Raw genomic sequence first — 14853 nt, forward strand, 5'->3', positions numbered from 1 at the left:
TCGCCGTTTTAAACTTCATAAGTCTGGAATTCTACAACTTGTCATAGGATAGGGTAGGTACGAAGCATAAGTGCCCATGATAAAAAAACAACGGCTGTCGGCAAATAAGATCTGTTTAATTATTTTTTCGGTATTTATTATCATTATGGCTTTTAATAGCTGTGGTGATGATGGTTTATCATCACCTGAAGAAAAATACCTTGCCGAAGGTAAAAAGCTTGCCCAAATACGTTGTTCTGGCTGTCACCAGGCACCAGATCCGTCGCTTTTGGATAAAATAACCTGGGAAAAGAGCATACTACCGGGCATGGCACCCAAATTTGGTTTACGGCCCTTTATGGATGATTACCTTGTTTCTTCAACTTCAACCATATCTGCAGCCGACTGGCACAAGATCCTGGTTTATTATAAGTATTCGGCTCCTGCCAAGCTGATCATACCAAAACCCACGGCAATAAAGGATTGGGCTATTTTCGCCCTGAAACGGCCAAAAAATGCAGATACGGCTAACGGGCCTGCCATGACCACCATGGTTACCTATAATGAAAACGATAAGCATCTTTACACAGGCGACGCGGGCGGTAACCTTTATAAATGGGATAGCGATCTTCAATCAACCCTCGTAAAAAAATTTAATTCGGGAGTAGTTGATGCCAATTTTTTTAAAACAGCTGCAGAGCCAAACGGAGCTATTATAACCTGCATAGGCATACTGCCGCCAAACGATCAGCTGAAAGGGAAAATGATAAGCATCAACCTTAATAGCCGGTCGGCAAATAGAGATTCACTGTTAATTACTGATAGCCTGCCGCGCCCGGTAAAAAGCGCTTATGCCGATTTTAACAAGGATGGTTTAGTAGATTATGTATCCTGTGGTTTTGGACATAACCAGGGCGGGTTGTATCTGGTTCAGCAACGGGCAAATCATACATTTATAAAAAAAACTGTCAGGGCGATACCGGGTCCATCCCAGGTTTTTATCAGTGATTATAATAACGATGGCTGGCCTGATATTGTGTGCCTGTTTGCCCAGGCTGATGAAGGTATCTGGTTGTTTTTGAATGACAAAAAAGGTGGATTCACCAGTCATAATCTTATACATTTTCCGCCGGTATATGGTTCAAGCAGTTTTGAAATGGTTGATTTTAACCACGATGGTAAGCTTGATATTTTGTACACCTGTGGCGATAATAATGATTACTCACCTATATTTAAACCTTATCATGGGGTTTACATTTTCACCAACCAGGGCAACTGGAAATTTAAACAAACCTATTTTTACCACATCAATGGCTGCTCAAAAGCCATGGCTGCCGATTTTGATAAAGACGGCGACCTTGACCTGGCCGTGACCGCGTTCTTCCCCGATTTTAAATACCATCCCACCGAGGGTTTTACTTACCATGAACAAACCAGCCCGGATAAATTCAAAGTGCACGAGATTCCTGTTAATGGGTATGGCAGGTGGATAGCGATGGATGTGAACGACATCGATCAGGATGGTGATATGGATATTGTTTTAGGCAATTTTTCGGCAGGAGGCTCCGGACTTATCAACCAAAAAGACTACAAACCCAGCTGGGACAGGTACCATCCGGTAATCATGTTGCAAAATACGCTCAGAAAGTAAGTATAAAAATGCAAATTGTATCATTTGTATTGGAAAATGATAAATAAGTACGCTATCATGTTGCCATGTGTTAATTAGTTTTACCGTTGTTATTTATTGCCAGTGATGTTTCCTTATCCATTTATTAAATGGAGACCCCGCATCCCTGTTAAAAAAGCATTATGATGAAAAAAACTATTTATACTGCCTTCGGTGTTTTAGCTGCATGCGTTTTGCCTGCCTTTTTGCTGGCTCAATCTGCGCCTGTAAAACAGGTTAAGTTATCCGATTTTGATTTGCAGTCTTCGGCATTGGTGAATGCTACCGGTACCGAATTATCAAGTGTTAAATACCATTCGCCTGTGTATTGGTTCCCGGTTAAAGTACCGTCAACGGTATTGACGGGGCTGGTTGCCAATAAAATTTACCCCGATCCGTATCAAGGTTTAAACAATATGCTCATTCCTGATGCATCAGATCAGTTTAATAAAGAATACAACCTGGAGCAGTATAGTCATTTACCCAACGATCCCAATCCATGGAAAAAGCCTTACTGGTATCGCACAACCTTTAAAGTGCCGGCCGGTGATAAAGGCCGGCAGTTTCAGCTGATATTTAAAGGCATCAACTACCGTGCGGCTGTATGGCTTAACGGAAAACAAATTACCGATAGCACCCAGATGGCTGGTATGTTTGCCGAGCATAACCTGGACGTGAGCAATGCCATTAATGCCGGTGGCGATAATGCATTAGCAGTAAAAATATATCCTTTGGATTATGCCGGTTATCCCGCAAAAGAACAGCTGAAGGCTTTAGGTCCATTCTATGAAAACGGTGGGCCAACCGGGGATATTGGTAAAAATGTAACCATGCTATGCTCCGCAGGCTGGGACTGGATTCCCCCGGTGCGCGATCGTAATATGGGGATCTGGCAACCGGTTTTTCTGCGGACCACGGGAGCCGTAACTATTGGCAGGCCAAAACTGGTAACCGACCTGCCAAACCTGCCCGATACCAGCGTAGCTAAACTTTCCCTGAATTTAACATTGTCAAACAACACCAGCATTGCTAATAATGGCAAGCTTACCATCAGCATAAAACCCGAGAATTTTGCGGGGTTACCCGTTCAGTTTACACAAGCGGTTTCCGTTGCTGCAAATTCAGGTAAAATGGTGGAGTTAAATGCAGACAATATAAGCCAGCTCATCATTCGTCAGCCAAAATTATGGTGGCCAAACGGTTATGGCAAAGCAAATTTATACCGCATCCGCTTGCAATATGCCGATGTAAAGGGCGTCAGTGATGATACTACCTTTGTTTTTGGCGTGCGTGAGGTATCATCCAAAGCCAGCATGGTGAATGGTTTTGTGCGTCGCCAATTTTACGTGAATGGTAAGTTAGTGCATTTGGTAGGTGGTGCCTGGGTACCCGATATGATGGTGAACCGCGATTCGGCCCGGTATGATTATGAAATGCACTTGTGCCGCAATGCTAATGTAAACTTAGTGCGTATTTGGGGCGGAGGAGTTACTCCACCCGATGCTTTCTGGAACGCCGCCGATAAATATGGACAAATGGTATGGTCGGATTTTTGGATCACCGGAGATACCCAGGGAGAATTTAAAGGCTCGCCTGATTGGCCATTGGAAGGAAGCGTATTTATAAAAAATGTGGAGAGCACTATTTACCGTGTGCGTAATCACCCAAGTTTACTGGTTTGGACTGGCGGTAACGAAGGTCATGCCCGCAAAGAACTTTATGATAAAATGCGCAATGATATCATCGAACTGGATGGTACAAGGCCATTTATCCCAAGTTCATCAGGCTTTGCCAAACTGCCCGAAGGATGGAAAGGCTCATGGCCGGATGATATGCCATCAGGCGTGTACAGCGGCGGGCCGTATGCATGGAAAGATCCTAAGGATTACTACAAACTGGCCGATGCCGGTAAAGATTGGGTATTTAAGGATGAAACCGGCCTGCCATCGCAACCGCCTTATACCACGCTGCCTAAAATTATCCCTAACCTTACCTGGGATAAAACCCTGCCTTTCCCGCTAAACAATACCTGGGGATATCATGATGCTGCAACGGGTGCAGGCCAGTATGATAAGTATTATGAGGAGATGGCCAAAAGGTATGGCGCGCCAACTGATATCGTAAATTTCTCTGATAAGATGCAGTTTATGAACTATATAGGCTACCAGGGTATTTTTGAAGCCGATGGCCATAAACTGAACGAAACCGGTGGCGTAATGCTCTGGAAACTAAATGCCGCCCTTCCAAGCGTGGTCTGGCAGATTTATGATTGGTACCTGGAGCCAAATGCAGGTTATTATTCTATGCAAAACGCCTGCGAACCGGTGCATATTCAGTATAATTATGATAACTCAAGTGTGGCAATCATTAACCGTACCCACCATTCAACCGGCGATCTTATTGCCACTGCCGATATTTTTGACATTAACAGCAAGCTCATTAAATCATCAAAAGTGGAGCATGTGAGTTTAGCTACAAATGGCGTACAGGAGATTATTCAGCTGAAGGATATCCTGGCCGGCACGCAGGGTGTAAGCTTTGTAGTGCTTAACCTGAAAAATTCTGTTGGCAAAACGGTATCGCACAACGCTTATTGGCTATCTGCAACAGATGAATTCAAAACGCTTAACAATATGAAACATGCCCGGGTAAGCGCCAAAATTATCAAAACCGAAAAAGGTACTGTAGAAAGTAAGTGGACTGTTCAATTCACCAACACATCAAATAAACTGGCATTTTTTGTACGCCCGCAACTCATGAAAAACGGTGAAGAAATTATGCCAAGCTACTGGACAGGAAATTATTTCACTTTGGCGCCATACGAAAGCATAACTGTATCTGTAACCGCCCCGGCTGCCAAATTAGGTAACGTAACCCCAACCATATTGCTGGAAGGCTGGAACCTGGATAAGCAAGTAATCGCATTAGCTTCGAAGCAATAATAAATATTGCTAAAACAAAAACGCCTGGCTCAAAAAGTCAGGCGTTTTGTTTTTATATCATTTGCACATCTGCAATCTGCACATCAAAAACTCCCCCTTTTAGGGGGCTGGGGGGCTTGGTTCCTGCTGACTCAAACAATGGAAACTTCCAAGTCCCCAGATGATATCTGTAGAATCAATACCCACAACCTCGCGATTGGGGAAGCATTGCTGAATGATTTGTAATGCTTTATCGTCATTTACAGAACGATAGGTAGGTACTACAACAGCCGAGTTGGCTATATAAAAATTAGCGTACGATGCCGGCAAGCGGGTATCATCATGGACCACCTCATCGGGCATGGGAAGTTCCACAACGTTTAATTGTTTGCCATTGAGCAGGCGCATGGTTTTTAAAGCTTCCAGGTTTTCCTGCAGCAGGTGATAGTTGTCGTCGTTTTTGTTCTCTTCAACAACAGTAACTACGGTATCCTCGTTCACAAAACGGGTAATATCATCAATGTGGCCGTCGGTATCGTCACCAACAATGCCATCGCCCAACCATAAAATTTGTTCGGCGCCGTAATAGTTGCGCAGGTAGCCTTCAATCTGGTCCTGGTTTAAATGCGGGTTGCGGTTTTTGTTGAGCAGGCAGGCAGTGGTGGTTAAAATAGTGCCCTTGCCATTAAAATCAACAGAGCCACCTTCCATTACAATACCCGGATTAAATACCGGCAAACTAAAATGTCTCCCAATTTTTGTCGGGATTACATCATCCAGGTCAAACGGGGGATATTTGCCACCCCAGGCATTATAGCCCCAATCAACAATAGCTTTTTGTTTAGTATCCGGGTTGATCAAAAACGCGGGTCCGTGGTCGCGGCACCAGGCATCATTTGTTGCAAATTCAAACAACTCCACCCGGCTCATATCAACACCGGCATGTTGCAGCTGAAAAGCCACAGATGCTTTCATGTTTTCATCAACCACGTTGATGCGCACTAATTCACCTTTGGTTAATACTTTGATGAATTCGATGTATGCCGGGTAAATGGTATCTATTTTCCCCGGCCATGAAGCCTCTTTATGCGGCCATGAAAGCCATGTTGCTGTGTGGCGTGCCCACTCAGCGGGAAAAGAAAATCCTTGCGAAGCAGGGGTTTGTATAGTTGAAGTATTTTGGCTCATAATTGGTAAGCAAATGTGTATACCCCACCCGTCATTGCGAGGTACGAAGCAATCCTTAACTGTACGGAGTGGCTCTGTAGGTCGGGGATTGCTTCGTACCTCGCAATGACGATGGGTGAGGAAGTAATTTAATCTTCGTCTAAAAGTCTTTTGGTGATAGGCTGATAACTGTCAATTCGCCTATCCCTCAAAAACGGCCAGTGGCTACGGTAATAATCAGATTTATCCAGATCTAACTCCTGTACAACAACCTCTTCCTCATCATGTGATGTTTGCTGGATAATTGCACCAAACGGATTGGCAAAGAATGACCCGCCCCAGAATTTAACGCCAGCTTCTTCGCCAACACGGTTAACGCTTACCACGTGTATGCCGTTGGCTACCGCGTGCGAACGTTGTATGGTTTGCCATGCATTGTATTGCTCCACATTGGTAGCTTCATCCTGTGTAGTGGCCCAGCCAATGGCAGTTGGATAAAACAATATGTCGGCGCCCATTAACGCGGTGATACGGGCAGCTTCGGGGTACCATTGATCCCAGCAGATGAGCACACCTAATTTGCCGTATTTGGTTTTAAATACCTTATAACCCAGGTCGCCGGGGGTGAAGTAGAATTTTTCGTAAAAGCCCGGATCATCGGGAATGTGCATTTTGCGGTATTTGCCTAAGTAGCTGCCATCGGCATCCAAAACAGCAGTGGTATTATGGTAAAGGCCCTGCGCACGTTTCTCAAACAATGAAGCAATAATTACCACGTTAAGCTCGGCAGCAACTTTTGATAACTCATCTGTTGATGGGCCAGGTATGGCTTCGGCCAGTTTAAAATTGTCGTAATCCTCAACGTCACAAAAATAAAGCGAGGTAAACAGCTCCTGTAAACAAACTATTTGGGCGCCTTTGGCTGCTGCCTCCCTTACTTTAATAATGGCCTTTTGCAGGTTCTGCTGTTTCTCTGCAGTACAGCTCATTTGCACTATGCCAACCTTTACTTTATTCATACTGATAAAAATTTGCGCAAAAATAACAATTGAATTTAGGATTGCATCGATTTATATTATTGATTACACTGATTTGAATATTACCATTTCATTATGATTACACCGATGTAGTTGATTACACCAATTAATTTGTATTGGTTTTAATTTTTTCAAAACATAATTGCTAAATTTTGTTAAATCATTGTCCTCTTATAGCTAAATAAAAAAATAACATAGCTTTGCACCCAAAATGGCAAGTGCCATTAATTTGCTTCACAATGATAGATAAGGATTATTACGAAATTTTAGGCATCGACCCCAGTGCTACATTAAATGATATTGACGAAGCATATCGCAAAATCAGTAATAGTAAGGCTCCCAATGATTTAGTTGTTGAAGCTTACCAGGTGTTGAGCGATGCTGAAAAACGCAAACAATACGACGAAGATTATATTGGGCCCTTTAACCCGGCTGAGACCTTTCCATTGGAGGATCTGAAAACTATTACTTCCGAAAAAAAGCCTAAAACATTTAAAAGTACCCTGTGGCATATTACCAAGCTGATTTTAAAGATCTGCGTTACAGGTGCCTTGCTTTATTATGTTTTTAGTAAAATAAAAATTGACCAGGTTAAAGAGTTACTTAGCCAATCAAATCCATGGTGGGCGCTGGCTGCTGTGGTATGTTTTTTTCTTTCAACTATTGTATCGGCTTCAAGGTTATTAAGTTTTTTCAGATCTATAGATTTACACATCGGCTGGAGATTTAATTTACGCTTATATATGCTTGGTATGTTTTATAACTTGTTTTTACCAGGTGGTATAGGCGGCGATGGTTACAAAATATACCTGCTGAACAAGAGTTACAAAATGCCTGCTAAAAAAGTTTTCTGGGCAATTTTGTTCGATAGATTGAGCGGTTTTTGGGCAATTGGTTTAATTACTGCCGTACTTGTTATTTTTCTTCCGCAATTAAATATCAGTCCATTACTAACAGGGGCCGTATTTTTAACTGCAACGGCGGTGTATTATTTTGTGGCACACAAATTTTTTAAAGAATATACCAAGTACTTTTTTGAGGCTCATTTAAAGGCAGTGGCCTTACAATCATTACAGTTAACTACAATTTTGTGTGTAATGATAGGCTTACATCACATCGGGAAATTCGCCCCTTACTTATCGGCTTTCCTGATGTCGTCTATGGCGGCAGTTATACCATTTAGCGTTGGTGGGCTTGGCTTTCGGGAGTTTATATTTAAGTGGGTAATTGTCGAAAAATTCCAAATGAACGGCGAACTTGCCGTAGTTTTAAGTTTATCTTTTTATGTAGTATCGGCCCTTATTTCTTTAATGGGTGTTTACTATGTATTTCGTACAGATAGATTAGAAAAGGATCTTCCTTCTGATTAATGTTATAAAAAACCATAAATTACTATCAACCTGTTTCAGTAAAGGCAATCTTATTTCCTAAATTTACGTTCTGTTTATAAACCGTACCAAACGTAAATGAGCCATTTTAATGATTTTCACAATCCGCAGGTTGCTGCGTTGCCCGGTCATTTAAAACAATTTATAGTCGACCAACATTACGAGCATTACACGCCCATTGATCACGCTGTTTGGCGCTATGTAATGCGGCAAAATTATAGTTACTTAAAGGATGTTGCCTATTACCCATACATTCCCGGTTTAACCAAAGCCGGCTTAACTATAGAAAGAATCCCCAACCTGCAGGAAATGAACGATGCCCTGGCCAAAATTGGCTGGGGAGCAGTTACTGTTGATGGTTTTATACCACCAGCCGCCTTTATGGAATACCAGGCTTACAAGGTGCTGGTTATTGCAGCGGATATCCGCCAGTCGCGGCATATTGAATATACACCAGCGCCCGATATCATTCACGAATCGGCGGGGCACGCGCCAATTATTGCTGATAAGGATTACCACGAATATTTGAGCTATTTTGGCTCGATAGGGGCAAAAGCCATGTTTTCGGCACAGGATTTTGAACTTTACGAAGCGATAAGGGCTTTATCGATACTAAAAGAAATGCCCGACGCCGACCCGGAAGAGGTGAAGAAGGCCGATGAACTGGTAGCTTACCGGCAACAGCATATAGGCGAACCATCAGAAATGGCCCTGCTAAGCCGCCTGCATTGGTGGACGGTAGAGTACGGTTTGATTGGTACATTAGAAAATCCAAAGATCTACGGCGCCGGCCTGCTCTCGTCTATTGGTGAAAGCGCCAGTTGTATGACGACGCAGGTAAAAAAACTCTGGTACACTATTGATGCGGTGAACTATAGTTATGATATCACTAAAACACAGCCACAGCTTTTTGTAACACCAACTTTCCAAAACCTGGTAGATGTGCTGGAGGAATTTGCTAATACCATGTCGTTCCGCAGAGGTGGGGCCTACGGATTAGGTAAGGCTTTTGAAAGCAAAAATACCTGTACAGCGGTTTACAGTTCGGGCCTGCAGGTTTCGGGTACGGTGACCGATTTTAAAATCGATAAAAATGGCGATCCATATTTTTTAAAGATCAACGGGCCTGCTGCTTTATCAGTTAATAATAAACAACTGAAAGGCCATGGGAAAAATTATCATAAAGATGGCTTTAGCTCGCCGGTTGGTAAACTTAAAAATATGCAGCCTTTAGAAAACAAGGGGGTGGCAGAACTTGAAAATGCGGGTATCGCCATTAATAAAGATGCAACACTCCAATTTGAAAGTGGTATTACCGTTGAAGGCAAAGTTAAAAGCATCCTGGTATCTGGCGGAAAAACGCAGCTGATCACTTTTACAGATTGTATGGTAACTGATGAAAAAGGCGCGGTATTGTTTGATCCGTCGTGGGGTGTTTATGATATGGCTGTGGGCGAAAAGATTACGTCGGTATTTTGTGGTGCGGCAGATAAGGAAGCATTTGACGAGTTAATTTATAAATCAAAAACCGCTACTCATCATGTAGAGCATAGCTTTAAAAATAAGGAATTACACAAGCTGTATCAGCAGGTGCGGGATTGTCGCCAAAAGCAAGGTGATTATGGCTTTTTAGGCAACGTTTGGCTTAAACTGCAAAAAAATCATCATGACGACTGGCTTTGCGCCCTTGAAATACTGGAACTACTGGAGCATGAGGGGATTGAGCCATTTCTGGCAGTTGAGATCCGTGGTTTTCTGGAACAAAAAATAAAAGATCAGCCCGAATTAAAAAAACTTATCACTGATGGTTTTTACCTGATCGGGCATCCGGTTGAGCAAAAATTGGTATTTTAACAAAAAAACATGTAATTTAGAGTATGACAACGCTGATAATAAAAGTTGATGACGACAGCACGGAATTATTCAAAAAAATCCTGAAAGAAATTCCGTATGTAAGAGATATTGCCGTTGAAAAGCCTACGCTAAGTGAACCTTCTGTTCAATATGAAAGAATTAAAAAAATTTTAGATAAAGCAAAAGGCAAAGATCTTTTCGAAGATATTAAAGATCCCGTGGAGTGGCAACGGGAAATAAGAAAGGAATGGGATCGTGATATTTGATACCAATGTTCTGATCTACTTGTCTAAATTTGTTCTCGATCCCGAAAAAATACTCAAAGAAAAATCCGCCATTTCTGTCATAACTAAAATAGAAGCTTTAGGTTACTCATTTGCAAAAGTAGATGAGCATGAATTGCTAAAAGCAATTTGCAATGAATTGGACGTTATTCCATTGACTGATACAATTTCAGAAGAAACAATTAAATTAAGAACTAATTATCGGGTTAAATTGCCCGATGCTATCATTTATGCTACTGCATTAGTACAGCAAATCCCTTTGCTTACTAATAATATAGCCGATTTTAAATCCCTCGGCAATAAGGTAGAATTGATAAATCCATTTACTTTATGAATGTTATAATAACAGGCGCCAGCAGCGGCGTAGGATTTGAGGCTGTAATTGAACTTATACTATCCGGAAACCATAAGGTTATAGCGCTTGCACGCTCGCAGGACAAACTGGAACGTTTGCTGGAGATTGCCCACGGCCTTAACCCCGATTGCCAGTTATACGCCCTTACCTTTGATATTGTACATGATGATTACGAAGGCTTAAAACAATTTATCGAGGTTAACTTTGATAACCAGGTTGATGTTTTAATAAATAATGCAGGGGTGCTTATAAATAAACCATTTATGCAATTGCTGGAAACCGATTTTGTAGAAATGCTGCAAAGTAACTTTATAGGTCATGTACGTATTATACAAGCCCTTTTGTCATTAATACCTGCCGGAGGGCACATACTCAATATTGGCAGTATGGGCGGTTACCAGGGTAGTGCAAAGTTTCCGGGTTTATCTGCATATTCGGCCAGCAAGTCGGCATTGCATACATTAACTGAATGCCTGGCGCAGGAACTTGCCGATCAGGATATAAAAGTAAACTGCCTGGCACTGGGATCGGCACAAACCGAAATGCTGGAAAAGGCTTTTCCGGGCTATCAATCTCCGGTATTAGCGTTTGAAATGGGTAAGTATATAGCCGACTTTGCGCTTACAGGTCATAAATTTTTTAACGGTAAAATTTTGCCAGTTGCAGTAAGTACGCCATAAAATAATATTTTATTATAAATATTTTATAACTTACACAAAGAAAACAGCGTAATAACCTCATATGGATAATAGATTCACATCCCTATTTACTCGTTCAAAAGATGTATTTTTTGTGATGGATATGAATGGTGTGATTTTGCATTCAAACCCTTCATTTCAAAGTTTATTTAACTATAATGAGGCCGAACTGACGGGCGTTAATATTGCCGAAATATGCCACCCGGAGGATGAAAAAAGCAGGGAAGAATCACAAGGCAGCCTGCTGTTAAGTAAGAAACCGGTTGATTATCAAAGCAGGGTTAAGGCAAAAGGTGGGGGCTATTACAATGTTTCCTGGTCGGCTATTTTAAATGATGATAACCTTATCTATTCAACCGGTACTCCCCGGATGAACGTGCCTGTTATTTCTGAACCGCCGGATAATGATATAGTGCAGCATACCATCCAAAACCTGAACGAGGGTTTTATTGTGCTTGATACCGACTGGAATATAATAGCTTTTAACCCGGCTTTTCAGGCCATGACCAGTTTAAACGCCGAAGAAATTAAACAATCGGGTTTTATTAATATAAAAAGCCTCGGCATAATACCCGAGGTTATCAGCGAATGTCAACGATCACTAAACGATAATACCCCGGTACAGGTTCAGTATTTAAATACATACTCCAACTCCTGGCTTCGCATTAATATATATGCTTATCATAATCAACTTGCGTTATTTATAAGAGATATTACCGAAATAAAAATACAGGAATGGGTATTGGGATTGGAGAAAAGGGTGTTGGAGTTAAATGCAGCTACACAACATACCCTTGCCCAAACAACCGGCGAATTACTTAGGGGGATCGAAGCAATATTCCCCGATATGATCTGCTCGGTTTTGGAAGTTGATGACGCGCAGCAAAAGCTGTATACCCTTGCTGCACCACGGCTGCCAAAAGCTTATAGCGATCAGTTGGAAGGCCTTCCGGTTGGCCCGGGTGTGGGCTCATGCGGCAATGCGGTATATCATCGGGAGCAAACTATTGTAAGCGATGTAGAAAATGATCCGCTTTGGGTCGACTATGCCGATATGATAAAACCATTTGGTTTAAAAGCTTGCTGGTCTACACCGGTAATAAGTTCAAATGGGGCAAAGGTTTTGGCTGTGTTTGGTATTTATTATACCACCGTTCGCGAACCAGACAATGACGAGCTGCACCTGATAGGGCGAACGGTAAACATTTTGCGGGTTTTAATTGAAAGCAAAAAAAACGAGCAGGATATTAAAGAACAAAACAACAGGCTTCAATCAATTGCTGCTATAAGCTCCCATGAACTAAGACGCCCGGTTGCCACGATTTTGGGCCTGGTAAATTTGTTCGACAAGTTTAACACGGCGAACCCGCTGAACAGCGAAATAATTGACTACTTATATATCACCACCAAAGAGCTTGATAAAGTTATTCATGATATTATTGAAAAAACTTTATACGTAAAAGCGAGCGAAAAGCAAATTTCATAAAGGCGACTTTTTTGTAATCCTGAACAATAGTGAAGGACCTACCCACCACCTTCGCCCTGTACAATCTGCGAATAGATCCTTCGTTCCTATCAATCACGTGTTTGTTGTAACCGTATATTTCTTTCAAAAAAAGGCCGGTCATCCTGAGTAAGTTTTATTTGCTTGCAAATAATCGCATTGAAAATGACATTTTTTCAATATTGATAATCAGTAAGTTACAGACTTGTCAATGGCAGCCTGTCGAAGGCGCGCGCGGAGAGGCCTTTGCCCGCTATGCATCGGCAGACTGCCCATGACGTGTTTGCAAAAAAAAGCCATTTGTCATGCTGAACGTAGTGAAGCATCTATTATTCGCCATGCTTTTTCGCCCTGCACAGTCTGCGAATAGATCCTTCACTGCGTTCAGGATGACAAACATTTAAATCGTCATCTAACCTTGTTGACAAGGAATTTACAACTCCTCGATTGGAGGCGATACCGCGAAGCGATCTTCTACCGAGCCAACTATCCAGCGCGAACCTTTTGGTTGTTCACCGGTCTTTGCTCTTCAGCCTTTTGCGCCAACCTTTAAAAATTCATTTACTACAATTTCAGATACGTAGCGTTTAACTCCTTCTTTATCGGTATAGCTGCGGTTGGCCAGCTTGCCTTCAATGGCTACTTCATCGCCCTTTTTTAAAAAATCTTCGGCAAGCTTGGCTTGTGTGCCCCACAAAACCAGGTTATGCCATGTGGTATCGGTTATCTTTTCGCCTTTGTCATTTTTATAACTCTCGTTGGTAGCTATGGAGATCCGCGCCATTTTTTTGTTGCTGTCAAAAACTTTTACTTCCGGGTCCATACCTAAGTTGCCTACAAGGCGTACACTGTTTCTTAATGAGTTCATCGTTTTATTTTTTAATGTTTGATATATGTTTTGATAACGATACAAAGGTGCAGCTACCCAGAAAACTTAACCGGATAATAACCGTTTATAGTCGATAGTTTCCGTTTGTAAGCGTTTGCAAATGGATAAGCAATCGTGTATCTTTATATCATGAACCAGGAAAGAAACTGTTTGGATTGTGGTTTGCCCTTACATGGCCGGGCCGATAAAAAGTTTTGTAACGACCTATGCCGCAATAATTACAATAACCAGCTCAACAGCAATAGCTATAACCTGGTGCGTAATATCAACAACATCCTGCGCCGCAACCGCCGTGTACTGGAAGAGTTAAACCCAACCGGCAAAACAAAAACCAGCCGCAAAAAAATGGCAGCAAAAGGATTCGACTTTGACCACATCACCAGTATCTATCAAACCAAAACGGGTTCCACTTATATGTTTTGCTACGAATATGGGTACTTGTTATTGGACGGGGATGAGGTGTTGTTGGTGAAAAGGGAAGGGGAGAGCGGTTAGTTATATGAAATTAACAATCAAAAGTATACAGGTAGTTTTAATTATTTTATTAGGCTTTTGTGTTTTTATGTGGATGGTTTACCATGGTAGCGGACATAATATCCCTTTAGAAACAGATAGAGATTTTGAATACACCATCGGTATATTGATTAGTTTATTGATATTACTTTATGGAATAAAGTTTACGCTGAAGAATAAAGATTAAATTTATGTTCAAAATCCAACCATGAGCTTAAGTCTTTTCTTTTGCTGCCTCAAAATAAAATTCTGTCAATTCTTTAATTCTGAAAATTCTGATTCAGACAACGTGTTAGGGCTGGCAGCGGTACCGGCCAATGAGTGTAATGCCTGCAGGCGTATTAGCGAACAGGTACTGTCTTAGAAAACAAATAAATTTTCATAAAAATTAGATTAATTTTGTTGTTTAATGAGAGCTTCTTTTAGATGTTCATCAAGTGTAGCCCCAGGCATTGCCGGGGCTATTATTTTTTTAGTGTGATCGAATTTGGCGTCGTATTTTTCGTTTTTCTTCCACAAGTAATACATCATTACCAATAGTTTTTTTTGTACTGCTACATACCCTTTCATCTTAATCCTTGTCCGGTCATAAACG

The 14853-nt window shown here is 41.7% G+C and carries 12 protein-coding genes and 1 pseudogene; 9 read left to right on the forward strand and 4 right to left on the reverse strand.

Annotation, left to right across the window (positions count from 1 at the left end; genetic code table 11):
- Window positions 1–76: 76 nt before the first annotated feature.
- Window positions 77–1630 (forward strand): FG-GAP repeat domain-containing protein, encoded by a 1554-nt coding sequence (locus AC1DQW_RS22770; protein ID WP_477456162.1) that lies wholly within the window; start codon window positions 77–79, stop codon window positions 1628–1630.
- A gap of 161 nt (window positions 1631–1791) precedes the next feature.
- Window positions 1792–4590 carry a glycoside hydrolase family 2 protein gene (locus AC1DQW_RS22775; protein ID WP_477456163.1) on the forward strand — a complete coding sequence of 933 codons (2799 nt, stop codon included), beginning with the start codon at window positions 1792–1794 and terminating at the stop codon, window positions 4588–4590.
- A 99-nt stretch (window positions 4591–4689) separates the two neighbouring features.
- Here AC1DQW_RS22775 and AC1DQW_RS22780 read toward each other — a convergent pair whose 3' ends face one another.
- Window positions 4690–5757, reverse strand: a complete 1068-nt coding sequence (locus AC1DQW_RS22780) for an agmatine deiminase family protein (RefSeq protein ID WP_477456164.1) — start codon at window positions 5755–5757, stop codon at window positions 4690–4692.
- Window positions 5758–5885: 128 nt separating this feature from the next.
- Complete coding sequence (locus AC1DQW_RS22785) at window positions 5886–6755, reverse strand: carbon-nitrogen hydrolase (protein ID WP_477456165.1); 870 nt, start codon at window positions 6753–6755, stop codon at window positions 5886–5888.
- Between the two features lie 257 nt (window positions 6756–7012).
- Between AC1DQW_RS22785 and AC1DQW_RS22790 the strand changes: the two genes are divergently transcribed.
- The 6 genes from AC1DQW_RS22790 (at window position 7013) to AC1DQW_RS22815 (ending at window position 12838) form a co-directional block, all read left to right on the forward strand.
- Window positions 7013–8143, forward strand: a complete 1131-nt coding sequence (locus tag AC1DQW_RS22790; RefSeq protein ID WP_477456166.1) for a flippase-like domain-containing protein — start codon at window positions 7013–7015, stop codon at window positions 8141–8143.
- 96 nt (window positions 8144–8239) lie between these two features.
- On the forward strand, window positions 8240–10015 hold the full coding sequence (locus tag AC1DQW_RS22795; protein ID WP_477456167.1) for an aromatic amino acid hydroxylase: 1776 nt from the start codon (window positions 8240–8242) through the stop codon (window positions 10013–10015).
- A 23-nt stretch (window positions 10016–10038) separates the two neighbouring features.
- Window positions 10039–10281, forward strand: coding sequence for a hypothetical protein (locus AC1DQW_RS22800; RefSeq protein ID WP_477456168.1), 243 nt, complete (start codon window positions 10039–10041; stop codon window positions 10279–10281).
- Window positions 10282–10300: 19 nt separating this feature from the next.
- Window positions 10301–10633: a type II toxin-antitoxin system VapC family toxin gene (locus AC1DQW_RS22805; RefSeq protein WP_477456169.1), complete on the forward strand. Its 333-nt coding sequence runs from the start codon at window positions 10301–10303 to the stop codon at window positions 10631–10633.
- Window positions 10630–11334 carry an SDR family NAD(P)-dependent oxidoreductase gene (locus tag AC1DQW_RS22810; RefSeq protein WP_477456170.1) on the forward strand — a complete coding sequence of 235 codons (705 nt, stop codon included), beginning with the start codon at window positions 10630–10632 and terminating at the stop codon, window positions 11332–11334. The genes AC1DQW_RS22805 and AC1DQW_RS22810 overlap by 4 nt, the downstream gene beginning before the upstream one ends.
- 61 nt (window positions 11335–11395) lie before the next feature.
- Window positions 11396–12838: a PAS domain S-box protein gene (locus tag AC1DQW_RS22815; protein WP_477456171.1), complete on the forward strand. Its 1443-nt coding sequence runs from the start codon at window positions 11396–11398 to the stop codon at window positions 12836–12838.
- Window positions 12839–13385: 547 nt separating this feature from the next.
- On the opposite strand, the gene AC1DQW_RS22820 is transcribed toward AC1DQW_RS22815, so the two are convergent.
- Entirely contained in the window at window positions 13386–13724 is a 339-nt protein-coding gene (locus tag AC1DQW_RS22820; RefSeq protein ID WP_477412187.1) for a single-stranded DNA-binding protein, read from the reverse strand.
- A 150-nt stretch (window positions 13725–13874) separates the two neighbouring features.
- Between AC1DQW_RS22820 and AC1DQW_RS22825 the strand changes: the two genes are divergently transcribed.
- Window positions 13875–14240, forward strand: a complete 366-nt coding sequence (locus AC1DQW_RS22825; RefSeq protein ID WP_477456172.1) for a hypothetical protein — start codon at window positions 13875–13877, stop codon at window positions 14238–14240.
- A 411-nt stretch (window positions 14241–14651) separates the two neighbouring features.
- Here the strand turns inward: AC1DQW_RS22825 and AC1DQW_RS22830 are convergent.
- Window positions 14652–14853: pseudogene (locus AC1DQW_RS22830) on the reverse strand (hypothetical protein); the annotation flags it as partial.

The organism is Mucilaginibacter sp. P5_A4 (assembly GCF_056400605.1).

What these genes read in the sequence shown, in the direction of transcription:
- AC1DQW_RS22770 (WP_477456162.1), top strand. Translation starts at nt 77, where the DNA reads ATGATAAAAAAACAACGGCTGTCGGCAAATAAGATCTGTTTAATTATT.
- AC1DQW_RS22775 (WP_477456163.1), top strand. Translation starts at nt 1,792, where the DNA reads ATGATGAAAAAAACTATTTATACTGCCTTCGGTGTTTTAGCTGCATGC.
- AC1DQW_RS22780 (WP_477456164.1), bottom strand. Translation starts at nt 5,757, where the DNA reads ATGAGCCAAAATACTTCAACTATACAAACCCCTGCTTCGCAAGGATTT.
- AC1DQW_RS22785 (WP_477456165.1), bottom strand. Translation starts at nt 6,755, where the DNA reads ATGAATAAAGTAAAGGTTGGCATAGTGCAAATGAGCTGTACTGCAGAG.
- AC1DQW_RS22790 (WP_477456166.1), top strand. Translation starts at nt 7,013, where the DNA reads ATGATAGATAAGGATTATTACGAAATTTTAGGCATCGACCCCAGTGCT.
- AC1DQW_RS22795 (WP_477456167.1), top strand. Translation starts at nt 8,240, where the DNA reads ATGAGCCATTTTAATGATTTTCACAATCCGCAGGTTGCTGCGTTGCCC.
- AC1DQW_RS22800 (WP_477456168.1), top strand. Translation starts at nt 10,039, where the DNA reads ATGACAACGCTGATAATAAAAGTTGATGACGACAGCACGGAATTATTC.
- AC1DQW_RS22810 (WP_477456170.1), top strand. Translation starts at nt 10,630, where the DNA reads ATGAATGTTATAATAACAGGCGCCAGCAGCGGCGTAGGATTTGAGGCT.
- AC1DQW_RS22815 (WP_477456171.1), top strand. Translation starts at nt 11,396, where the DNA reads ATGGATAATAGATTCACATCCCTATTTACTCGTTCAAAAGATGTATTT.
- AC1DQW_RS22820 (WP_477412187.1), bottom strand. Translation starts at nt 13,724, where the DNA reads ATGAACTCATTAAGAAACAGTGTACGCCTTGTAGGCAACTTAGGTATG.
- AC1DQW_RS22825 (WP_477456172.1), top strand. Translation starts at nt 13,875, where the DNA reads ATGAACCAGGAAAGAAACTGTTTGGATTGTGGTTTGCCCTTACATGGC.